This window comes from Defluviimonas salinarum, from assembly GCF_026013545.1.
Classification (GTDB): domain Bacteria; phylum Pseudomonadota; class Alphaproteobacteria; order Rhodobacterales; family Rhodobacteraceae; genus Albidovulum; species Albidovulum salinarum.
This window is the reverse complement of record NZ_JAPDOG010000006.1, coordinates 39,544-62,063: the sequence shown is the minus strand read 5'-3', so window position 1 is coordinate 62,063 and position 22,520 is coordinate 39,544. Positions and strand designations below refer to the sequence as shown.

Genomic DNA, 22,520 nt, shown 5'->3' with positions numbered 1-22,520 from the left:
TTGGGCAATGAAGAAGGACAAGGGGTTTCGATGAGCGCGCCGCGGAACGAGATGGAGCTGAAGGAAGAGGAGATCCGGGCGCATTACAATGCGGCGACCGAGATGCTGATGGGCGTCGATCACGCGCCGCGCATCGCGACGCCGAAACTGACCGTGACGGGTCCCGAGAAATCGCCCGACGTGGCGGCGATGCAGCGGCGTTTCCGGTCCACCACGCCCGGTCTTGTGACCCGTTCGATGGTACGGACCGAAGGCGTTCGGTTGATCGACCGGATGGCCGGGACGGATGACGACGATCCGCTGACTTCGCCTTTGCAGGCGGCGACGGCGCATGCTTTGCGGCGGGCGCTTTCGATTGCCTTGGCGATGGGCGACTTGTTTTCTGGGCAGACGGGTCTGGTTGAACTGAAGAAGGCCAACCTGGAAAACCGCCTGCCCGCGGCACGGGCCACCGAGTTCACCGAATTGCTGGCGGCCGAGGCACTGGTGGTGCTTTCGGTTTTCGCCAACGCGGTGGCTTTCTTGCTGGCCGAACATGCGACCGAGGCCTCGGTGGAGATCGGACCGGTGGAGGAGGTGCTGACGGACAATGCCCAGCTGGCGCTGCATGGCGCGCTTTGGGAGCTCGATCAGGACATCGCGGTCTTCGCCAAGGACGAGCCGCTGCTGATCGCGACCGTGCTCGCCTATGCCGAGCAGCTGATGCAGAAAGTCAAGCTGCGCGCGGCCTCGGCCCCCCGGCTGGAGGCCTTCTCCGGGGCGAATTACCGCGTCGAGGCGGATGATTTCCCGATCTCGGGTTTTGAACCGGCGCGCAAGGCGAAGGGTTCGACGCTGGTGATGACCTTCAAGAAGCCGCATGAGGTCGTCGGCAACCATATCGCCAAGTACCAGGCGATGCGGCTCGCCAAGATGCTGATGGCCTATGATTTCGAGCAGAAGCTCAACCCCTTTGCCGAGATGGGCGGCTTCATCTTCACCTTCATGGGCGACGGCAAGCCGGGGACGGGGAAGACGACTCTGATCCAGATGATGGCGGGGCTCTTGAACGACTACTGCAAGGTCGCGGGCTATCCCTTCCGCTACCAGAACCTGTCGATCGACAACGTGGATTCCTATCAGGGCAAGTCCGGGCAGAACGCCAAGGCCTTCATCAACAACGTGATGGACCCCGCGGTGATCGGCTTCGGCACCGTTGACGACATCGACCAGGTCGCGGGCAAGCGCGGCGACCGGCAGTCGAGCGCGGGCCAGCAGGAGATCACGGCGGTCCTGATGGAGGCCTTCGCCGGCGCGAACACGGTGGTGCGCGGCAACTGCACCTTCGGCATGTTCTCGAACTACCCCGAGAATGTCGACGACGCGCTGCGCCAGCGGGCCGGGGCGCGGTTCCTCGTCGACGGGCCGCAGACGCGGGAGGACTACATCGACATCCTCGCGCTGCTTCTCGGCAAGAACCACGCGATCCCGCTCGGCGACCACGAGCTTTACGCCGCGCAGGAGATCAAGCGGGCGGTCGCGGCCTCGTTCGAGGGCCATTCGCTGCCGCATGAGGAGGGGCTTAAGGCGGTCTGGGCCGAGGTCGAGGGGCGGATCGGCAAGCTCGACACGATCGCCAAGCTCGGGGCCTATCTCAAGGCGATCCAAGACGCGGACGAGCGCTTCACCGGTCGGGCGATCAAGAACATCACCGACGCGGTGAAGGTCCGGGCGATGGATTTCGAACTGCCGGACGAATGGATGGAGGAGCCGGATCTGTTCCTCTTCAAGAGCTACGACGAGAAGAAGGCGATGATTTCCGAACTGAGGAAGCCGATCACGGTCGAGATGGTGGTTCAGGAGATCAACCGCTACGCGGATTCGGAATTCCGCTACGCCGACAAGTCGGACGAGGTTGCCATCGAGGGGGCCGTTCGGGACATGCGGCGTATGGAAGAGGCCAAGCGGCGGTATCTGGAGGGGAAGGGGTGAGTGCTCCGTTAGGCTTTGCTATTCTGGCGGCGAGCGGCGCTGTGGCTTGGATGGCCGTTCTCGTTGCTCTGCGGCGGAATGCTTCAAATAGATTCCTGGCCTTGTTAGCTGGATTGGTGACGCTCGCGCTGGGGCTTATCCCGGTAAGCGCCGCAATCGTCGTCTTCAATTGCGGACCAAGCTCGTTGCTTCGGCCTCTTAAGGCGACAATGTGTGATCCAAAGTTCTCGGCATTCGATGTTTTTCTGCTTTCCGGCTTTGCGACCATGTTCCTTGGTGGAATCTTCTTCTTGATCATGCTTCTTGCTGAGGCTCTGCGGAGAAGGAAGGTGAAGTCGTGATATCCCCCCCTCCCCATCCCTCCCCCACGAGGGGGGAGGGAGGTGCGAAGGTCGCCGGTCTGGCACCTCCCCTCCCCCTTGTGGGGAGGGGATGGGGGTGGGGGGCTGCGTCGTGACTCGCATCGCTGCCCATACCCGGGATCACGCCCGAGAGCTTCGGAAGAACATGACCTCGCAGGAGCGTCATCTCTGGCCGAAACTGCGTGAGGTGAACCGGATGCTTGGCACCCATTTTCGCAGGCAGGCGCCGGTCGGGCGTTACATCGCGGATTTCGCTGAATTCGGTAGACGGCTGGTGATCGAGGTCGATGGCGGCGGGCACGGCGGGCCAAGAGATCAGACGCGGGATGCGTGGTTCGAAGGGCAGGGCTTTTCCGTCCTGCGATTCTGGAACACAGATGTGGATGGCAATATCGACGGTGTGATGCAGGTGGTGCTGGATGCGCTTGAGGCCATCCCCCCATCCCCATCCCACGAGGGGGAGGGGAGCCGCGATGTTGCGGGCGGTGTTTCGAAACGGAGAGGGCCGGGAACATGATTTTCTGCAATACCTCTGCCTTCAAGCCTGATCATCTCGCGGCGGCAGTTTCTATCTCTTCCCCTCCCCCTCGTGGGATGGGGGTGGGGGGACGCGCTCCAGACAAACTGAAAGGCCGCGCATGAAACGCCTCATCGAAAAAGGCCTGATGTTCGGCAATCTCGTCCCGGTCGAGAGCCCGGCGCTGGTCGAGCGCTATAACCGTGCGTTGAAAGCTCTGTCGGGTAAGGAGACCAGGCTTGCCGATTTCCACATCGACATCTCGGGCTACTCGCCCGAGGTGGGCGATGAACTGGGCGATCACCTCTACCTCAACGCCAATGGCTGCAACCGGCAGTTCATCCTCCTGACCACCGACCAGAAGACCGCGCCGCTTCTGAACGCCAAGTTCTCCACCTCGCGCGGCATTCTCGCCCGCTTCATCGCGGAGAACGAGGCGCAGCTCTTTACGCTCACCGCGCGCGACGCGGTGGCGGGGGAACTCGAAAACACCGTCTACGACCTCGAAAGCCCGGCCCGGCTCTTCGACATCCGCCGCATCACGGTCACCGCCGACACGACCGGCAACCATGTGGCCGAGGGGCAGAAGCTTGCCGGCCTCATCGACCGCTTCCGCAGCGAGGAGGACGGCTGGTGGGATGACGTGCTGATCGCCGAGATGATCGGGCTCGCGGACAAGACCGGCGACGTGACGCGCAATCCGGTCGCGCTCAAGTCCACCACATTCGACCAGGGTAATTTCTGGACCGCGCATTTCGGCGGCCTCTACATCTTCCGTGACGTGGAACATCCGGCGGCGATCGCGGTCGGGCGGAAGGAGGCTTTGGGGGCGCTGCCGATCAAATACGTCTTCGACCTCGAGGACCGCAACCAGATCGCCAAGTTCCTCGAGATCAACGACCTCGTGGAGCCGATCGTCAATGCCCGCGGCGCCGATGCCGCGGCGATCCTGCGCCAGAAGATGGATTTCATCGTCGTCGCCGCCGCCGCGAGCCTCAGGCTCGAGATCGGCCACGGGGCGCGGCGCGACCTGAGGCAGGCCGCGTCGGCCATCGGCGCGCGGCTGCCCGAGGAGTTCCACGGGCTCGCGGCGCTTCTCAGATGGGTCGAGACGGGCGGGCCCTGGCCGCGCATTACCTCGGCGCATCCGGCCTATTTCTACACGCTCCGCGCCAAGGCCCATGCCGATCGCGACCTCGTCAACATGCTGCTTTCCGAACTGTCACCCCTCGACGTGCGCCAGCTCTTCATCTGCCACAAGGAGCTTTTCTACGATCTCTACCGCTCCTGGCCCGAGGCGAAGAAGGCCTATGTCGCCGACTATCTCGAACGCGAATACCAGATCGACAAGGCCGGTGCGCGCGAGGCTCTGTTCGGCCCCGAGCCCGGCATGCATGAACCGGGACCCTGGAGCCGCTCCGGTGCGCCCGAGAGCCGCAAACCCGACATTCTCGACATCGTCGGCCCCTGGGGCGCGGTGAGAAAGGAGCGCCGATGATCGCCTTCCTCCGCCTTGCCGTCTTCGGCTTCATCGCGATGACGGTGATGTATCTGCTCCTGTCGATCTATTCCCGCTCGGTCGAGCGCGAGCGGCTGGAGAAGGAATGGGACGGCGAGCACGACGGGGGTGAATCCCCGGCCCGAGACGCCTATATCGAGGCGGGCATGCGGGATTACGAGAAAAGCCTGAGGCGCAAGCTGATCTGGCTCGTCTACGTGATCCCGACGCTCGGCGTGCTGTTACTGATCTACCTGACCAATTACTGAGGCGAAGATGAAATACGCGAAATGGACCGTGCTGACGCTGATTGCGCTCATCGTCTTCGGCTTCTTCCACTACACGCTGCCGCAGCATGACATCGTGCGGGTGGTCAACACCTATCAGGAGCGGCAGGACCTCAACGACTGGACGCGGATCTTCTGGGCGAAGCCCGACGACCAGTCGACCGGGCTCATCAACCGCGACGTGCAGTTCATCCAGACGGTGAAGGCCAACAACAAGCCAATGGTCTATCGCAACGAGGATACCGGCTGGTCCTGGCCGCCCTATTTCAAGTTCGACACCGCGAACCTGCAGACCGAGGCGGAAGATGCGAAATCCACCGCCGCGGCGCCGGAATGGGTCTCGGTCACCCATTACGGCTGGCGGATCGAGTATTTCTCGGCCTTCCCGAACGCGATCTCGATCAAGCGGGTCGAGGGGCCGGACGTGACGATCATCCCCTGGTTCAACATCTTCTTCTTCGTCTTCCTCGGCTTCGTTCTCCTGATGCTGCGCCGGATGTGGCTGCAGTTCCGCGAACGCTCGATCGACCCGGTGCTCGCCGATGTCGAGGAGGCCTGGGACAGCGTCGACCAGCGCGCCGACGAGGCGGCGGAGCGGGCGCGCGGCGTCTGGGGCCGGTTCCGCGCCTGGCTCGGCACCTGGAAGGGCAAGCCGCGGCGGTGAACGTCTGAAATTTGACCCTGTGGTCAAAATTGGATTGCCGAGACCGGAGACAGGCGTTAGCGTCAGGCGCTATGATCGGTTGACGCCGCCAGCCAGGACAGTCCGATGCCCGAGATTCATGCCCTTCCCAACATCGCGCGGAATCCAGGCGTTCCCCTGCAGCTCGACTGGTTCGACCAGATCGCGGTGAACACGCCCGCGGCCGAGCGCCGGGCCGCGACGCTGACCACGCGTCGCACCGTTAAGAAGGAATGGCAGGCCGCCTGGCTCGTCAACGCGGTCCGCTGCATGGACCTCACCACGCTCGCCGGCGACGATACGCCCGAGCGGGTGCGCCGACTCTGCGCCAAGGCGCGGAGCCCCTTGGCCGACCACATCCTCGACGGGCTCGGGCTCGCCGGGCTGACGACCGGCGCGGTCTGCGTCTATCCGACGCTTGTATCGACCGCAGTCAAGGCGCTCGACGGCACCGGCGTCCCCGTCGCCTCGGTCGCCACCGGCTTCCCGGCGGGTCTCATGCCCCTCAACCTCCGCCTCGCCGAGATCCTCTACGCCGTCGACCACGGCGCGGATGAGATCGACATCGTCATCACCCGCGCCCATGTCCTCGACGGCAACTGGTCCGCGCTCTACGACGAGGTCGCGGAGATGCGCGAGGCCTGCGGGGCCGCGCATCTCAAGGCGATCCTCGCGACCGGCGACCTCAAGACGCTGCGCAACGTCTACAAGGCCTCGATGGTGGCGATGCAGGCGGGCGCGGATTTCATCAAGACCTCGACCGGCAAGGAGGGCGTGAACGCGACGCTGCCCGTGAGTCTCGTCATGGCCCGGGCACTCCGGGATTACGGCGCGCGCACCGGCCAGAAGATCGGCTTCAAGCCGGCGGGGGGCATGAAGACCGCGAAAGACGCGATCGCCTGGCAGATCCTGATGAAGGAGGAGCTCGGCGACGACTGGCTGAAACCCGATCTCTTCCGGCTCGGCGCCTCCTCGATGCTCGCCGATATCGAGCGCCAGCTCGAACACCACCTGACCGGACGCTATGCCGCGTCCTCGCGCCACGCCATTGCCTGAGGGACCGATGCCGACAGTGACCGAGATACTGGAGACGATGGACTACGGCCCGGCGCCTGAGGCCTCGGGCGAGGTCATGGGCTGGCTGAAGGCAAGGGGGACGTTCGGCCACTACATCGACGGCGCCTTCACGAAGCCCGCGAAGACCTTCCCGAGCGCCGATCCCGCGACCGGCGCGGAGCTCGCGAAGGTGGCGCAGGGCTCGGAAAAGGACGTGGCCGCGGCGGTGAAGGCCGCCCGCGCCGCCTTACCCGGCTGGTCGAAGCTGCCCGGCCACGAGCGCGCGAAATGGCTCTACGCCATCGCCCGCCACGTCCAGAAACGCGAACGCTTCCTTTCCGTGCTGGAGACGCTCGACAACGGCAAGCCGATCCGCGAGAGCCGCGACATCGACATCCCCCTCGTCGCGCGCCACTTCTACCACCACGCCGGCTGGGCCGAGATGCTGGAGGAGGAGTTTCCCGGCGCCGTGCCCGTCGGCGTCTGCGGCCAGATCATCCCGTGGAACTTTCCCCTCCTGATGCTCGCCTGGAAGATCGCGCCGGCGCTCGCCGCCGGCAACACCGTGGTCCTGAAACCTGCCGAATACACGCCGCTGACCGCGCTTGCCTTCGCCGAGATCTGCGCCGAGATCGGCCTGCCGAAGGGCGTCGTCAACATCGTCACCGGCGATGGCGAGACCGGGGCGGCGCTGGTCGGCGCGGAGGTCGACAAGGTCGCCTTCACCGGCTCGACCGAGGTCGGCCGCGCGATCCGCAAGGCGACGGCGGGCACGGGCAAGAAGCTGACGCTGGAACTGGGCGGCAAATCGCCCTTCGTGGTCTTCGCCGATGCCGATCTCGACGGCGCGGTCGAGGGAGTGGTCGATGCGATCTGGTTCAACCAGGGCCAGGTCTGCTGCGCGGGGAGCCGTATCCTCGTGCAGGAGGGCATCGCCGAGACCTTCGTGACACGCCTCCGCGCCCGGCTCGCCAAGCTCCGCACCGGCGACCCCCTCGACAAGTCCACCGATATCGGCGCCATCGTCGATCCGGTCCAGCTCGCCCGCATCCGCGACATCGTCGCGAAGGGCGAGGCCGAGGGCGCGGTGCTGCACCAGGCCGAGGGCCAGCTTCCCGCGACGGGCTGCTTCTTTGCGCCCGGCTTCATGACCAATGTCGCCCCCGCCAACATCGTCTCCGAGGTGGAGATCTTCGGCCCGGTGGCCACGCTCACCACCTTCCGCACCCCCGACGAGGCGGTCGAGCTGGCCAACAACACCCGCTACGGGCTTGCCGCCTCGATCTGGTCGGAGAACATCAACCTCGCGCTCGACATCGCCGCGAAGGTCAAGGCCGGCGTCGTCTGGGTGAACGCGACCAACATCTTCGATGCCGGGGCGGGCTTCGGCGGCTACCGCGAGAGCGGCTTCGGTCGCGAGGGCGGCCGCGAGGGCATGCGCGAATACCTCTCGGGTCCGGTCCCTCGGGCGAAGCCCGAGACGGCACCGGCGCGGCTCGATGCCGCGCCGGTGCCGGGCGCGCCATCCACCGGCACGGCCCCCATCGACCGCACCGCGAAACTCTATATCGGCGGCGCCCAGAAACGCCCCGACGGCGGCTATTCCTACGCCGTCACCGGCAAGTCGGGCCAGATCGGCCTCGCCGGCCTCGGCAACCGCAAGGACATCCGCAACGCGGTCGAGGCCGCGCACAAGGCGGGCGGATGGGGCAGGGCGACCGGCCACAACCGCGCCCAGGTGCTCTACTACCTCGCCGAGAACCTCGCCGCGCGCGAGGCCGAGTTCACCCGGCGCCTGAAGTCCGCCGGCACCCCGAAACCGGCCGAGGAGGTGGCGGCCTCGATCCGCCGCGCCTTCTACTACGCCGCCCAGGCCGACAAGTTCGACGGCGCGGTGCATGCGACGAAATCGGCGCATGTCACGCTCGCGATGCCCGAACCCTTCGGCGTGATCGGCATCGCCTGCCCGAACGACGCGCCGCTCCTCGGCTTTCTCAGCCTCGTCCTGCCGGCGATCGCGATGGGCAACCGCGTCGTCGCGATCCCGGCGCAGGCGATGCCCTTGGCCGCGACCGACCTCTACCAGGTCTTCGACACGTCCGACCTCCCCGGCGGGGTGGTCAACATCGTCACCGGCGCCCGCGACGAACTGGCGAAGACCCTCGCCGGACACGACGACGTCGCCGCGATGTGGTATTGCGGTTCGGAGGACGGCGCGAGGATGGTCGAGGCCGAAAGTGCCGGTAACCTCAAACTCACCTGGTGCCCGCCGAACCGCGACTGGTCCGGGCCCGGCGGCCAGGGCCGCGATTTCCTGCTGCGCGCGACGCAAGTGAAGAACATCTGGGTGCCCTACGGCGAATGACCAGGCTCGTGTTCCCCGCCTCCGACCCCGTCACCGTGCCCCTGCACGGCGAGGACGCCGCCTTTCCGGTCACCCGGATCTTCTGCGTCGGGCGCAACTACGCCGACCACGCGAAGGAGATGGGCGCCGAGGTCGACCGCGAGGCGCCGTTCTACTTCACCAAGGCGCCCGCGCATCTGACCCTTTCAGGTGCCACGATCCCCTATCCGCCGGGCACCGCCGATTTCCACCACGAGATGGAATTCGTCGTCGCCCTCGGCGCCCCAGCCTTCCGGATCCCGCAGGAGAAGGCGCTCGACGCCATCTTCGGCTATGCCGCGGGGCTCGACATGACCCGCCGCGATCTTCAGGCCGCGGCCAAGGACAAGCGCCGGCCCTGGGACACCGGCAAGGATTTCGAGAACGCGGCCGTGATCGGCCCGATCACCCGCGCCGCGGCCTTCGGCGAGCCCGGCCCGCAGGGGATCTCGCTTCTCCTGAATGGCACGCCCGTCCAGCGCGCCCGTCTCGCCGACATGGTCTGGTCGGTGGCCGGGATCGTGGCCCATCTCTCGACGCTCTACCACATGCGCGCGGGCGACCTGATCTTCACCGGCACGCCGGCCGGGGTCGGACCGGTTCGCCCTGGTGATATCCTGCACGGAGAGATCGACGGGCTTGCGCCCGTGGACCTCGAGATTGCGCCCGCCGATTGAGCTAGAACGAGTTCTCCCGGCTGTGGCGTGCCTTGATCTGGCACGGATTGTGCCGGTGATGCGCGTCGAGATGGTTGAGCCGGTGGCAGGCCGGGCACAGCGCGATCGGCGTGAGTACGCGTTCCCCGCTCATGATGTCGGACGCAAATTCCTCGGCGCAGATTTCAAGATGCTCGCCGTTTTCCAGCAGTGCCGCCGCCGAGACCCGGCAATGCCGGCACTCAGCTTCCGACAAGGCAGTCGTCAGTTCGCGCGCAGTCATCTTGCGCTGATAATTGCACTCCGTTCCCGCCATTCCGGCCCCCGCCCCTCATTGCTTGCCCGGGCTGGTCGGATCCCGGGTCGGCGTCGGCAGGATAGCCTCAACCGGCCCGCGTAGCCAGTAACAGTCCCGCGCGCAGACCGACACATGGAACGCGGTCATTGCCGCCTCGCCCCGATTGCGGCATGGTTCCCCGAGCCGAGAAGGGAGCATCATCCGTGCCCGATTTCCGCCTGCGCAAGCTGAGCCTCATCACCGACGAGATCCACCACGACGGCGGCGCGGATGCCGCAACCCCGCGCCGCCGCGCGGCGGTGCTCGCGGTGGTGTCGAATCCCTTCGCGGGGCGCTTCGAGCCCGACCTGCAGCCGGCGATGGAGGATCTCAAGCCGCTCGCCCTGATGATGGGCGAACGGCTGATCGCCGCCCTCGGCGGGGCCGAGGGGATCGACGCCTATGGCAAGGGCGCGCTCGTCGGCCTGATGGGTGAGCTGGAACACGGCGCGCTCTGGCATGCGCCCGGCGGCTACGGCATGCGCGCGCTTCTTGGCGAGACCAAGGCCATCGTGCCCTCGGTCAAGAAGGTCGGCGCGGCAGGCTCGACGCTCGACCTGCCGCTCGCCCATGTCAACGCCGCCTATGTGCGCAGCCATTTCGACACGATGACAGTGATGGTGCCGGACGGGCCGAAACCCGACGAGATCGTCTTCGCGCTCTGCATGGCGAAGGGGCCGCGCATCCATTCCCGTATGGGCGGGCTCGAGGCGCACCAGATAAAGGGCGAGGACGGCCTGCGCTGATGCGCGGCCTCGCGGTCCTGCTGGCGCTCCTGCCTGCGCCGGTTTTCGCCCATGCCTCCGAGCGCATGGTGATCCTCACCCTGCCGACCGGTTGGTACATGGCCGGCGCCGCCGTCGCAGTCGTGCTGACCGCGCTCGCCGGGCTCGACGCGCGCCGGCTGCCCCGGTTCGCGGCGCACCAGCTCTTCGAGCGGCCACGCCTCGTGCCGCGCGCGCTAGCCGGATGGCTCGCCACGGCGGGCTTCTGGGGGCTCGTGGCCGTCGGCCTCTTCGGCACCCGCGACCCGCTGGAGAACCTGCTGCCGCTCATGCTCTGGACCGTGCTCTGGGTCGGCCTCACCCTCGCTTCCGTCCTCTTCGGCAACCTTTGGCGCGACATCGAGCCGTGGTCGGCCCCGGCCCGCGCCCTTCGCCGCCTCTTCGGCATCAGCGGCAGCATCGGCCTCTCCCGGCTCGGCCACTGGCCGGCTGTCGCGGGCTATCTCGGCTTTGCCTGGTTCGAGATCATCTCGCTCGCCCCCGCCGATCCCGCCGTCCTCGCCCGCGTGGCGGCGGGCTACTACCTCGTCATCCTTCTTCTGGCCGTTGCCGAGGGCGAGGACTGGCTCGATCGGGGCGAGTTCCTGACCGTCTATTTCGGCTTCGTCGCCAAGATCGCGCCCTTCTGGGCCGAGCCGGCGGGCGACAGGCTCCGGGTCTTCGCCGGTCTGCCCGGCGCGCAGGTGCTGCGCCTCGCGCCGCTCTCGGCCTCGGCCGTCGCCTTCGTTACCCTCGTCCTCGCGTCGGTCAGCTTCGACGGCCTGACCGAGACCTTCTGGTGGCTCGTGCGCCTCGGCATCAATCCCCTCGAGTTTCCCGGCCGCTCGGCGGTGCTCGTCGCGAACAGCATCGCGCTGCCCCTCTTCTGGCTGCTCAGCGCCGCGCTCATCCTCGGCGCGATCCGTGCCGGCCTGCCCGCCGGGCGGTTTCGCGACGCGGCGGGGCCGATGATGCTCGCCTTCCTGCCGATCGCGGCGGGCTACCACGTCGCGCATTACCTCATCGCTCTCCTTACGAACGGCCAATATGCGATCGCGGCGCTGAACGACCCCTTCGCGCGGGGCTGGCAGCTTCTCGGCCTCTCAGAGCACTGGGTCTCCTTCGGTTTCCTCGCGACCCGCGCCGGGGTCCGCATGATCTGGATCGCCCAGTTCGCGACGATCCTCGGCGCGCATCTCCTCGCCGTCATCATCGGCATGAAACTCTCCGAACGGATTGCCGGCGGGCACTCGTTTCGCGCCCACCTGCCGATGACGGCACTGATGGTCGGCTACACCGTCTTTGGCCTCTGGCTGCTCTCCGCCCCGGCGGTCGGATGAGAAATCCTTGCATTCGGGGCACTTCCCGTGTTCCGATTTCGCACGAGAACCGGGCGCGCGGCCAGAACGCGCCAGATCCAACAGCGGAGATGTTCCATGACCGGAAGACCGTTCACCACGACCCCGACCCGCCGCACGATCCTCAAGGGCATGGCCGGCGCCGGCGCGCTTGCCGCCGTCCCGCGCTTCGTCCAGGCGCAGTCCTCCGAGCCGATCCGCATCGGCTTCCAGCTTCACCGCACCGGCATCGGCGCTTCCTACGGCCGCTGGTACGAGCGCACCGCCTCGGCCGCGCTGAAGGTGCTGAACGAAGGGGGCGGCATCAACGGGCGGCCCGTCGAGATCGTCTTCGAGGATGACGGCACCGACCCCAAGCGCGGCGCGGAAGTGGTGGAGAAGCTCACCACCCAGTCGAACTGCGATCTGGTGATGGGAACGCTCTTTTCCCATGTCGTGATCGGCTCGGCCCCCCGCGCGGGCGAACTGAAGGTGCCCTATCTCGTCTGCTCCGAGGGCCACCATGTGGCGAGCGGGATGCTCAACCGCTGGACGCTCCAGCCCGGCATCACCGACGTGAAGAGCCAGGTCCAGGGCATGGCGCCCTTCGTCTCCTCGAACCTCGGCAAGAAGGTCACGATGATCTTCCCCGACTTCGCCTTCGGCCACGATCACCGCGACTTCTTCACCGCCGCGATGGCCGCGCAGGGCGGCGAGGTGATCCAGCAGATCGCGATCCCGCCGACCGAGACCTCCTTCACCCGCTACTTCCCGCAGATCCCCTCCGAAACCGAGGTGATCTATCACGTCATGGTCGGCCCCGCCGTCCTGACCTTCGTGAAGGAACTGGGCGAATTCTACGGCTCGGGCGACCGGCCGCAGCTTTTTGGCTTCATCGACTCGCTTGAGGCCGTCGACATCAACTCCCCCGGCCTCGAATTCCTCGACGGCTCGCATTTCTGGGAAGGCCATCCGCGCTACAAGCAGGCCGATGCCTCCGAGCACGAGACCTTCTACCGCGCCGCGGTGGGCGTCGACGACAACGGCGCCTCGGTTTCCGACCCCGCCGATATCGCGACCTACGCCCATATGTTCTCGACCTGGGAGACCTTGTTCGTCATCAAGCATGCGATGGAGGCGGCGGGATACACCGGCCCCGCCGACCGGCAGAAGATCGTGGAAGCCATCGAGGCAATGACCGATTTCGCCGAAGGACAGGCGCATCCGCAGGGGCCGAAGGTCTTCAACGGCAAGACCCACCAGGCCTTCGGGCTCCAGTCCATCACCAAGGTCGAGGGCGGCAAGCTCGTGCGCGTCCACCAGACCTCGATGGAGGACGGGTTCTATCCCGACGAGGTCGACTACACGACGATGAGCTTCTGATACCGGGACGGGCGGGGCGTAATCCCCGCCCGATTTGTGCGTGGATTTCGGACCCTTCCTGCTTCTCGCCCTGATGGAGGGCCTTGTCACCGCCGCGGTCCTCGCGCTGACGGCCTCCGGGCTGTCATTGGTGTTCGGCATCATGCGGGTGGTGAACGTCGCCCACGGCGCCTTCTTCATGCTGGGCGCGGTGCTGGCGTGGTTCGTCTCGCAATGGGTGCCGGGCCCGCCCGCGCTTTCCTTCGCCGTGGCGCTCGTCCTCTGCCCGCTGATCGTCGGCGCCATCGCGGCGGCCGCCGATACCGCCGTCCTGAAACGGCTGAACTACGAGCCCGAGGCGACCATCGTCGCGACGATCGGGCTCCTCTACATCCTCGAACAGGCGGCCTTGAGCTTTTTCGGCCCCGACGCGCGCCCGGTCCCGGCACCGCTGAACTTCCGCATCCAGCTGCCGTGGTTCGGCTATTCCGGCTACAAGCTCGCGGTTGTCGCCGCGGCGGCATTGGTGCTCTTGGCGGTCTGGCTGATCCTCAGGCACACGCGCGCCGGGCTGATCATGCGGGCCACCCAGATCGACCGCGACACCGCGCGGGCCTTCGGCATCAATGTCGACAGGGTCTATGCCGGGGTCTTCGCGATGGGGGCGGGGCTTGCCGCCATCGCCGCTGTCCTCATCGTGCCGATCCAGCAGGCGCACTACCTGATGGGCGGCGATCCCCTGCTTTTGTCCTTCATCGTCGTCATCATCGGCGGCTTGGGCAGCTTGCGCGGCACGCTGGTCGCGGCCCTCGTCATCGGGCTCTCGGACGGCGTCATCTCCACCTTCTTCGCGCCGACGCTGGCCAAGATCGTGGCGACGCTCGCCGTCGCGCTGATCCTCGTGCTCAGGCCCCAGGGCCTCTTCGGAAAGCGCGCGGCATGAAGCTCGACCGGGCGCTCCTTCTCCATCTCGGCCTCCTCGCGGCACTTCTCGCGTTCCACTTCGCGGCGCCCGCCTATCACCACACCAATATCGCCCGGATCATGGTGCTCGCGATCTACGCGATGGGCTACAACATCGCCTTCGGCTACACCGGCCTCCTGAGCCTCGGCCACGCGCTCTTCTTCGGCGCCGGGCTCTATGCCGCCGGGCTTCTCGCCTATCACGCGGAGGGGACGGCGGGGACCGGCCTGATCGCCGGGCTCGCCGCCGGGGGGCTCGTGGCCTTCGCGCTCGGCCTCTTCGCGCTCCGCACAGCCGGGGTCGCCTTCATGATCGTAACCCTGATGTTCGCGCAGGCGGGCTACCTGACGGTGCTTTACTTCGGCAGCTACACCCGCGGGGACGAGGGCATCGTGATCCCGAGGGCGGGGCGGATGCTCGGGAGCCTCGACCTCTCCGACGACAACACCCGCTACCTCGTGGCCTTCGCGCTCTTCGCGGCAGCCCTTCTCGTCAACCTCTGGCTCGCCCGCTCGCCGCGCGGCCGGATCATGGTGGCCATGCGCGAGAACGAGGAGCGAAGCCGCATGCTCGGCTACAACCCGTTCACGGTGAAGCTCGCGGCGCTGACGATCTCCGGCCTCTATTCCGGCCTCTCCGGCGCGGCCTACGCGCTGATGTTCGGCTATGCCGGGGCGAGCCTCGCCTCGGTGCAATACTCGATCCTGCCGCTTCTCTACGTCCTTCTCGGCGGCGCGGGCACGGTGATCGGCCCGTTCCTCGGCGCGCTCCTGATGTTCTACCTCATCGACTACGCCTCCTCGGTGACCGACGCCCACCAGTTCGTCACCGGCGCGGCTCTGGTCCTGCTCATCCTCTTCGCGCCGAAGGGCATCCTCGGCACGCTCCGCGAACGGGGGCTCAGATGGCTGCCGTGACGCTTCTGGAGGCGCGCGGGCTCACCCGCCATTTCGACGGGCTGAAGGCCGTCGACGGGGTGGATTTCGACCTTGAGGAGGGCGAGATCCACGCCCTCATTGGCCCGAACGGCGCCGGCAAGACCACCTTCGTGAGCCTCCTTTCGGGCCGCATCCCGGTCCAGTCCGGCACGATCCGCTTCGCCGGGCGCGACATCACCCGCACCCCCGCCCATGCCCGCGTCCGCGCGGGCATCGCCTATACGTTCCAGATCACCCAAGTCTACGGCGCGCTCACGGTCTTCGACAACGTCGCCCTCGCGGTCCAGAGCCGCCATTCCCGCCGTCTTGCCGAGGACACGACCGAGGCGCTGACCCGCGTCGGGCTCGAGGCGCGCGCCGACCAGATCGCGGGCACCCTCAGCTACGGCCACCAGCGGCTTCTCGAAGTGGCGATGGGCCTCGCGCTGAAGCCAAAGCTCCTGATCCTCGACGAGCCGACGCAGGGCCTCGCGCAAGGCGAGATCGAGACCTTCAAGGACATCGTGCGCGGCGTGGTGCCGGAGGCGACGGTGCTCCTCATCGAGCACAACATGGACGTGGTCATGGACCTCGCTCACCGTATCACTGTGCTGAACTTCGGCGAGGTCTTGGCGACCGGCACGCCGAAGACGATCCGCGCCGACAAGGCGGTGCAGGCGGCCTACCTGGGGGATCCGCATGCTGCGGCTTGAGGGGATCGAGGCGGGCTACGGCGCCGTCCAGGTGCTGCGCGGGCTCTCCCTCTCCGTCGCGGCGGGCGAGGTCCTCTGCCTGATGGGCCGGAACGGTGCGGGAAAGTCCACCACGCTCAAGACCATCATCGGTCAGCTCCGCGCCAGCGCCGGGACCATCGAGCTTGACGGAGCCCGGCTCGAAACCCTGCCCGCGCACGAGGTGCCGCGCCAGGGCGTCGGCTATGTGCCGCAGGGGCGGCGGCTCTTCGGCGACCTGACCGTGGCCGAGAACATCGAGATCGGCCTGATGACCCGCAAGCGTGACGCCCGCACCCGCGACCGGGTACTGGAGCTCTTTCCCCGGCTCCGCGAGCGAATGGGGCAAGTCTCGCGCACGCTCTCGGGCGGCGAGCAGCAGATGCTCGCCATTGCCCGCGCGCTCTGCCTCGAGCCAAAGGTCCTCCTTCTCGACGAGCCGACCGAGGGGCTGCAGCCCTCGATGATCGCGCTGATCCGAGACACCGTGGTGGCGCTCAAGAAAACCGGCGTCGCGACGATCCTCGTCGAGCAGCGCGTCGATGCGGCCCTGTCGGTCGCCGACCGCATCGCCTTCATGACGGGCGGCAGCGTCGCCGAAACCGTCCCGGCGGCCGGCCTTCGCGCCGATGCGCCGCAATTCGCCGCCTATGTCGGCGTCTGAGCGGGCAGGCCGGTCGCGGCCCGGAATGCGCGGCCCAAGACCGGCATTCCCTTTTGCCGCCGCTGGCTTAGAATTTTCTTGCGCGAATCTGAAAAAACTTTACCAATTGATAAAAATTTTCGCGAGGGAGTGCAACAAACCGACAGGGAGTTGAACATGACTGGAAGGATCAAGCCGGCCGGGCTGAGCCGGCGGCACCTCATGGCGAGTGCGGGCGCCGTCGCCGCGACCGGGATCGTCGGACTGCCGAAACGACTTCTCGCCGCCGACCCGATCAAGGTCGCGGGCATCTACACCGTGCCGGTCGAACAGCAATGGGTGAGCCGCATCCATGTCGCCGCCGAGGCCGCCGTCGCGGCCGGTGGCGCCGAATACACCTTCACCGAGAACGTCACCAACACCGACTATCCCCGCGTCATGCGCGAATATGCCGAACAGGGCGCAAAGCTCATCATCGGCGAGATCTTCGGCGTCGAGCAGGAGGCGCGCGAGGTCGTCGACGAATATCCCGAGACGGCGTTTCTCCTCGGCTCGTCGTTCCTCCATGACGAGGCGCATCCGAACCTCGCCGTCTTCGACAACTACATCCAGGATGCGTCCTATCTCTCCGGCATCATCGCCGGCGCGATGACGCAGTCCGGCAATATCGGCGTCGTCGGCGGCTTCCCGATCCCCGAGGTCAACCGGCTGATCCATGCCTTCATGGCCGGCGTGCGCGAGACCAAGCCCGACGCGACCTTCCAGGTGAGCTTCATCGGCTCGTGGTTCGACCCGCCGAAGGCCAAGGAGACCGCTTTCGCCATGATCGATAACGGCGCGGACCTCATGTATGCCGAACGCTTCGGCGTCTCGGACGCGGCCCAGGAACGCGGCATCCTCGCCGTCGGCAACGTGATCGACACGCAAGGGGACTACCCCGAGACCGTCGTCGCCTCCGCGCTCTGGCATTTCGAACCGACGCTGAACGCCGCCCTCGCCGCGGTCGCCGGCGGCAGCTTCAAGGCCGACAACTACGGCACCTATTCCTTCCTCAAGGAAGGCGGCTGCTCGCTCGCCCCCCTCGGCACGTTCGAGGGCAAGGTGCCCGCGGAGGCAATGGCGCTGGTGGCCGAGCGCGAGGCCGCGATCAAGGACGGCAGCTTCACCGTCGAGATCAACGACGAAGAGCCGAAGTCCTCCTGATGGCTGGGGGCGAGGGGGCGGAGGTCGTCCTCCGCCTCGACGGCATCACCAAAAGGTTCGGGGCGCTTCTCGCCAACGACGCGATCTCGTTCGAGCTGCGGAAGGGCGAGGTCGTCGCCCTTCTCGGCGAGAACGGCGCCGGCAAGACGACGCTGATGAACATCCTCTTCGGCCACTACACCGCCGATGCGGGAACCGTCGAGGTGTTCGGGCGGCGGTTGCCGCCCGGCCATCCCCGCGCCGCCCTCGCGGCGGGGGTGGGCATGGTGCACCAGCACTTCACGCTCGCCGACAATATGACGGTGCTGGAGAACATCCTCCTCGGCACCGGCTCGCTGCTCTCGCCGCGGCTCGATACCGGGGCGGCGCGGGCGAAGGTCGCCAAGCTCTCCGCCGATTTCGGCCTCGCCGTCCACCCCGACGCCCGCGTCGGCGCGCTCTCGGTCGGCGAGCGCCAGCGGGTCGAGATCCTCAAGGCGCTCTACCGCGACGCCCGCATCCTGATCCTCGACGAGCCGACCGCCGTCCTGACCCCGCAGGAGACGGCGGCGCTTTTCGAGACGCTGCGGAAAGCCGTTGAACTCGGCCTCTCGGTCATCTTCATCTCGCACAAGCTGAACGAGGTGATGGCGATCTCCTCGCGCGTCCTCGTGCTGCGCCATGGCCGCCTCGCGGGCGAGGTCGCGACCGCCGACACCGACCGCCACAGGCTGGCCGAGATGATGGTCGGCGCCGAGATCACCGCGCCGAAACTCGCAGAGCGTGACCCGGGCGCCCCGCTCCTGACGTTGCGGCGGGTGACGACGGCCCGGCGCGGCAATGCGCCGGGGCTCGCGGGCATCGACCTGACGCTCCGCGCGGGCCAGATCACCGGCCTCGCGGGCGTCTCCGGCAACGGTCAGGCCGCGCTTGCGGATCTCATCGGCGGGCTCGACGAACCCGCCAGCGGTACGATGGACCTGACTCCGCCGCATCATGGCGACTGGTCGCCGCGCGCCGCCCTTGCCGCCGGCATCGCCCGCATCCCCGAGGACCGCCACCGCACCGGCACCGTCGCCGATTTCTCGCTGACCGAGAACGCGGTGCTGGAAAGTTACGAGGCCGCCCCCTACAGCCGGAAGGGCTGGATGGACTGGGCCGCCGCCGAGGGCTTCGCGCGGAAGATCATCGACACCTACGACGTCCGCTGCCCGGGACCCTCGGCGCGGATCCGGCTCCTCTCCGGCGGCAACATGCAAAAGCTGATCCTCGGCCGCGCGCTCGAAGCGGGCCCGAAGATCATCCTCGCCAACCAGCCGGTCCGGGGCCTCGACATCGGTGCCGTCACCTTCGTCCACGGCCAGCTCATCGCCGCCCGCGACCGAGGGGCGGCGGTCCTCCTGATCTCCGAGGACCTCGACGAGATCATGGCGCTTTCCGACAGCATCCATGTGATCTACGAGGGCCGGCTCTCGCCCGCCTTCCCGCGCGGCACCAAGACCCCGGCCGAGCTCGGGATCTGGATGGCGGGGCAGGGCTTCGACGGAGGCGCCGATGCGGCTTGAGCCGATCGCCAATCCCACGGCGCTCCGCCGCTTCGGCCTGCCCGCCACCGCGCTGGCGCTCACCGTTCTGGTCGCCTCGCTCCTCGCGCTCCTTGCGGGCGCTAATCCTTTTGCAACATTGGGACTGATCCTGAAGGGCGCTGCGGGGTCAAAATTTGCACTTCTCGAAACTTTGAGCCGCGCGACGCCGCTCATCTTCACCGGCCTCGCCGTCGCCGTGGCGTTCCGAGCGAAGCTCTGGAACATCGGCGCCGAGGCCCAGCTCTACGCGGGCGCCATCGTCACCGTGCTCCTCGGTACCGGGGCGCTGCCGCTGCCCTCGGCGCTCCTCCTCCCCGTTATCGCCCTCGCCGCGATGCTCGCAGGCGCGCTCGTCCTCCTCGGCCCGGTGCTCCTCAAGACCCGCCTCGGCGTCGACGAGGTCGTGACCACGCTCCTCTTCAACTTCATCATGCTCCTCTTCGTCTCCTACCTCCTCGAAGGGCCGATGAAGGACCCGATGGGCATGGGCTGGCCGAAATCCCCAGCCTTGGAGAAAGCCGCCCGCCTGCCGCGCATCGTCGACGGGCTGCGCCTGCACTGGGGCTTCGCGCTGGCGATCCTCGCGGCCATCGCGGTCTGGGTGATCCAGACCCGCACCACGCTCGGCTACGAGACCCGCGCCGTCGGCCTCAACGCCGAGGCCGCGCGCTTCGCCGGCATCCCGGTCGGCCGCGTCATGGTCAAGACCGCGCTCCTCTCGGGCGGGCTCGCCGCGCTCGCGGGCTTCTCCGAGGTCGCGGGGCTGAAGGGCAACCTCACCTTGGACCTCTCGCCGGGCTTCGGCTACACCGGCATCATCGTCGCGATGCTGGCGCTTCTCAATCCGCTCGGGGTGGTGCTCTCCGCGCTCTTCGTCGCCGGCGTCTTCGTCGGCGCCGACAGCATGAGCCGCGCCGCAGGCGTGCCGACCTACATCGCCGACATCCTGACGGCGACCGCGCTCCTGACCATGGTGCTGGCGCTCCGCCTCACCCGCGCCCGGATCAGGTGGCGCTGATGGAGGTCCTCGACATCCTCCTCACCGCGAGCTTCTGGGCCGCCGCCGTCCGCATCGCCTCGCCCTTGATCTTCGCCACGCTGGGCGAGCTCATCTGCGAGCGCGCCGGGGTGCTCAACCTCGGCATCGAGGGGATCATGGTGATCGGCGCCTTCGCCGGCTGGATGGCGGTCTATCTCGGCGCGGGCCTCTGGGCGGGCGTCCTCGTCGCGATGCTCGCGGGCATGCTCTTCGGCCTCCTCCACGCCACGCTCACCGTGCCCTTCGGCCTCAGCCAGCATGTCGTCGGCCTCGGCGTCACGCTTCTGGCCACCGCGAGCGCGAGCTTCGCCTACCGGATATCGCTTCCCGAAGTCACCTCGCCGCCGAAGATCACGCCCTTCCAGCCCTTCGCGATCCCCTACCTTTCGGAGATCCCGCTCATCGGCCCGGCCTTCTTCGCCCAGACCCCGCTCACCTACCTCGCCTTCGCCCTCATCGCCGTCGTCGCCTTCACCCTCTACCGCACGCCGCTCGGCCTCGCCCTGCGCGCCGCGGGCGAAAACCCGGCCTCGGTCGAGGCGCAGGGCCTCTCCGTCACCGCGATCCGCATGGGCGCGGTGATCGTCGGCTCCGGCCTGATGGCGGTGGGCGGCGCGTTCCTCACCATGTCGGCCTTCTCGTCCTTCTTCTTCGAGATGGTCAACGGCCGCGGCTGGATCTGCATCGCGCTCGTCGTCTTCGGCGCCTGGCGGCCCGGCAAGGCAGCCCTCGGCGCGCTCCTCTTCGCCGCCTTCGACGCGCTGCAGGTCAGGCTCCAGCAGACGCCGATGGGCGCGGTCGTGCCCTACCAGGTGTTCCTGATGGTGCCTTACGTCCTATCGATCCTCGCCCTCATCCTGATGTCGCGCCGCGCCGAGGTGCCGGCCGCGCTGATGGTCCCGTTCAACAAGGGGGAACGCTAGATGTTCGACCTTCTGATCAAAGGGGGCACGCTCCCCGACGGCACGGTCTCCGACATCGCCATCACCGGCGACCGCATCGCCGCCACCGGCCGGGTGGAGGCCGAGGCGACGGAGGTGATCGACGCCACCGGCGACCTCGTCTCGCCGCCCTTCGTGGACCCGCATTTCCACATGGACGCGACGCTTTCCTATGGCATCCCCCGGGTGAACGCCTCGGGCACGCTTCTTGAGGGCATCGCACTCTGGGGCGAACTCCGCGCGATCGCGACGGTCGAGGAGATGGTTTCCCGCGCGCTCACCTATTGCGACTGGGCGGCCTCGATGGGGCTTCTGGCGATCCGCTCCCATGTCGACACCACGCCCGACCAACTGCGCGGCGTCGAGGCGCTTTTGGAGGTGAAGCGGCAGGTGGCGGGATATATCGACCTCCAGCTCGTCGCCTTTCCCCAGGACGGGCTCTACCGCACCAAGACGGGCCGCGAGAACCTGATCCGAGCGCTCGGCCGCGGCGTCGACGTCGTCGGCGGCATTCCGCACTTCGAACGCACGATGGAGGAGGGCCGCGAGAGCGTCGCCGACCTTGCCCGCATCGCCGCCGAACGCGGGCTGATGCTCGACCTCCACTGCGACGAGACCGACGACCCGATGAGCCGCCATGTCGAGACGCTGGCGCGCGAGGTCACCCGCCACGGGCTGAAGGGCAGAGCGGCCGGCTCGCATCTCACCTCGATGCATTCGATGGACAATTACTACGTCTCGAAGCTCCTGCCCCTGATGGCCGAAAGCGGCATGGCGGCGATCCCCAATCCGCTCATCAACATCACCCTTCAGGGCCGCCACGACACCTATCCGAAGCGCCGGGGCCTGACGCGGGTGAAGGAGATGCAGGCCCACGGCATCACCGTCGGCTGGGGCCAGGACTGCGTCATGGACCCCTGGTATTCGCTCGGCACCGCCGACATGCTCGACGTCGCCTTCATGGGGCTCCACGTCACGCAGATGACCCATCCGGATGAGATGGCGCGCTGCTTCGACATGGTGACCAATGCCAACGCCCGGATCATGGGGCTTCAGGGCTACGGGCTGAAGAAGGGCGACGTGGCCTCGCTCGTCATCCTTGACGCCGCCAGCCCGACCGAGGCGCTGAGGCTCCGCGCCGCCCGCCTCGCGGTGATCGCCAAGGGCAAGGTGATTGCCCGGAGCGCGCGAGGCGACGCCCGTCTGTCACTTCCCGGCCGCCCGGAAACCCTGCGCCGCCGCCACTGAGGCCAGCGGGGCGCCGACCGCGACAGTCAGTGCCCGCGCGATCGGCAGGATCGCTTT

The 22,520-nt window shown here is 67.4% G+C and carries 22 protein-coding genes; 21 read left to right on the top strand and 1 reads right to left on the bottom strand.

All coding sequences use genetic code 11. From position 1 onward, the window contains the following. Positions 1 to 30 precede the first annotated feature (30 nt). The 9 genes from OM960_RS08500 (at position 31) to OM960_RS08460 (ending at position 9,433) form a co-directional block, all read left to right on the top strand. Entirely contained in the window at positions 31 to 1,971 is a 1,941-nt protein-coding gene (locus tag OM960_RS08500) for an AAA family ATPase (RefSeq protein ID WP_264771666.1), read from the top strand. A gap of 50 nt (positions 1,972 to 2,021) precedes the next feature. Beyond that, positions 2,022 to 2,312 carry a hypothetical protein gene (locus tag OM960_RS08495; protein WP_264771665.1) on the top strand — a complete coding sequence of 97 codons (291 nt, stop codon included), beginning with the start codon at positions 2,022 to 2,024 and terminating at the stop codon, positions 2,310 to 2,312. 91 nt (positions 2,313 to 2,403) lie between these two features. Beyond that, positions 2,404 to 2,850 carry an endonuclease domain-containing protein gene (locus tag OM960_RS08490; protein ID WP_264771664.1) on the top strand — a complete coding sequence of 149 codons (447 nt, stop codon included), beginning with the start codon at positions 2,404 to 2,406 and terminating at the stop codon, positions 2,848 to 2,850. Between the two features lie 121 nt (positions 2,851 to 2,971). Then, entirely contained in the window at positions 2,972 to 4,348 is a 1,377-nt protein-coding gene (locus OM960_RS08485; protein ID WP_264771663.1) for a DUF6638 family protein, read from the top strand. Continuing rightward, entirely contained in the window at positions 4,345 to 4,617 is a 273-nt protein-coding gene (locus tag OM960_RS08480; protein ID WP_263333962.1) for a hypothetical protein, read from the top strand. Before OM960_RS08485 ends, OM960_RS08480 begins: the two co-directional genes overlap by 4 nt. A 7-nt stretch (positions 4,618 to 4,624) precedes the next feature. After that, on the top strand, positions 4,625 to 5,299 hold the full coding sequence (locus OM960_RS08475; RefSeq protein WP_263333960.1) for a DUF1523 family protein: 675 nt from the start codon (positions 4,625 to 4,627) through the stop codon (positions 5,297 to 5,299). Between the two features lie 105 nt (positions 5,300 to 5,404). After that, on the top strand, positions 5,405 to 6,373 hold the full coding sequence (deoC, locus tag OM960_RS08470) for a deoxyribose-phosphate aldolase (RefSeq protein ID WP_263333959.1): 969 nt from the start codon (positions 5,405 to 5,407) through the stop codon (positions 6,371 to 6,373). A gap of 7 nt (positions 6,374 to 6,380) precedes the next feature. After that, on the top strand, positions 6,381 to 8,738 hold the full coding sequence (locus OM960_RS08465) for an aldehyde dehydrogenase family protein (RefSeq protein ID WP_264771662.1): 2,358 nt from the start codon (positions 6,381 to 6,383) through the stop codon (positions 8,736 to 8,738). Next, positions 8,735 to 9,433 carry a fumarylacetoacetate hydrolase family protein gene (locus tag OM960_RS08460; protein ID WP_264771661.1) on the top strand — a complete coding sequence of 233 codons (699 nt, stop codon included), beginning with the start codon at positions 8,735 to 8,737 and terminating at the stop codon, positions 9,431 to 9,433. The genes OM960_RS08465 and OM960_RS08460 overlap by 4 nt, the downstream gene beginning before the upstream one ends. 1 nt (position 9,434) lies before the next feature. Here OM960_RS08460 and OM960_RS08455 read toward each other — a convergent pair whose 3' ends face one another. Further along, positions 9,435 to 9,728: a hypothetical protein gene (locus OM960_RS08455; protein ID WP_263333953.1), complete on the bottom strand. Its 294-nt coding sequence runs from the start codon at positions 9,726 to 9,728 to the stop codon at positions 9,435 to 9,437. 185 nt (positions 9,729 to 9,913) lie between these two features. Between OM960_RS08455 and OM960_RS08450 the strand changes: the two genes are divergently transcribed. The 12 genes from OM960_RS08450 (at position 9,914) to OM960_RS08395 (ending at position 22,463) form a co-directional block, all read left to right on the top strand. Further along, positions 9,914 to 10,495, top strand: a complete 582-nt coding sequence (locus OM960_RS08450; protein ID WP_264771660.1) for an amino acid synthesis family protein — start codon at positions 9,914 to 9,916, stop codon at positions 10,493 to 10,495. Continuing rightward, positions 10,495 to 11,853 carry a hypothetical protein gene (locus OM960_RS08445; RefSeq protein WP_264771659.1) on the top strand — a complete coding sequence of 453 codons (1,359 nt, stop codon included), beginning with the start codon at positions 10,495 to 10,497 and terminating at the stop codon, positions 11,851 to 11,853. Before OM960_RS08450 ends, OM960_RS08445 begins: the two co-directional genes overlap by 1 nt. A gap of 96 nt (positions 11,854 to 11,949) precedes the next feature. Next, positions 11,950 to 13,233 (top strand): ABC transporter substrate-binding protein, encoded by a 1,284-nt coding sequence (locus OM960_RS08440; RefSeq protein WP_264771658.1) that lies wholly within the window; start codon positions 11,950 to 11,952, stop codon positions 13,231 to 13,233. A gap of 40 nt (positions 13,234 to 13,273) precedes the next feature. Next, positions 13,274 to 14,155, top strand: a complete 882-nt coding sequence (locus OM960_RS08435) for a branched-chain amino acid ABC transporter permease (protein ID WP_264771657.1) — start codon at positions 13,274 to 13,276, stop codon at positions 14,153 to 14,155. Further along, entirely contained in the window at positions 14,152 to 15,093 is a 942-nt protein-coding gene (locus tag OM960_RS08430) for a branched-chain amino acid ABC transporter permease (RefSeq protein WP_264771656.1), read from the top strand. Before OM960_RS08435 ends, OM960_RS08430 begins: the two co-directional genes overlap by 4 nt. After that, the gene (locus tag OM960_RS08425) at positions 15,090 to 15,806 is read left to right on the top strand and encodes an ABC transporter ATP-binding protein (protein WP_263334210.1); all 717 of its coding nucleotides are present in this window, start codon (positions 15,090 to 15,092) and stop codon (positions 15,804 to 15,806) included. Before OM960_RS08430 ends, OM960_RS08425 begins: the two co-directional genes overlap by 4 nt. Then, complete coding sequence (locus OM960_RS08420; RefSeq protein ID WP_264771655.1) at positions 15,793 to 16,488, top strand: ABC transporter ATP-binding protein; 696 nt, start codon at positions 15,793 to 15,795, stop codon at positions 16,486 to 16,488. The genes OM960_RS08425 and OM960_RS08420 overlap by 14 nt, the downstream gene beginning before the upstream one ends. 156 nt (positions 16,489 to 16,644) lie before the next feature. Further along, positions 16,645 to 17,670, top strand: coding sequence for a BMP family protein (locus OM960_RS08415; RefSeq protein WP_264771654.1), 1,026 nt, complete (start codon positions 16,645 to 16,647; stop codon positions 17,668 to 17,670). Next, on the top strand, positions 17,670 to 19,214 hold the full coding sequence (locus OM960_RS08410; protein ID WP_263333941.1) for an ABC transporter ATP-binding protein: 1,545 nt from the start codon (positions 17,670 to 17,672) through the stop codon (positions 19,212 to 19,214). The genes OM960_RS08415 and OM960_RS08410 overlap by 1 nt, the downstream gene beginning before the upstream one ends. Then, the gene (locus OM960_RS08405; RefSeq protein ID WP_264771653.1) at positions 19,204 to 20,253 is read left to right on the top strand and encodes an ABC transporter permease; all 1,050 of its coding nucleotides are present in this window, start codon (positions 19,204 to 19,206) and stop codon (positions 20,251 to 20,253) included. The genes OM960_RS08410 and OM960_RS08405 overlap by 11 nt, the downstream gene beginning before the upstream one ends. Then, positions 20,253 to 21,197, top strand: coding sequence for an ABC transporter permease (locus OM960_RS08400; protein WP_264771652.1), 945 nt, complete (start codon positions 20,253 to 20,255; stop codon positions 21,195 to 21,197). Before OM960_RS08405 ends, OM960_RS08400 begins: the two co-directional genes overlap by 1 nt. Continuing rightward, positions 21,198 to 22,463 carry an amidohydrolase family protein gene (locus tag OM960_RS08395; protein ID WP_264771651.1) on the top strand — a complete coding sequence of 422 codons (1,266 nt, stop codon included), beginning with the start codon at positions 21,198 to 21,200 and terminating at the stop codon, positions 22,461 to 22,463. The last annotated feature ends 57 nt before the right edge of the window (positions 22,464 to 22,520 follow it).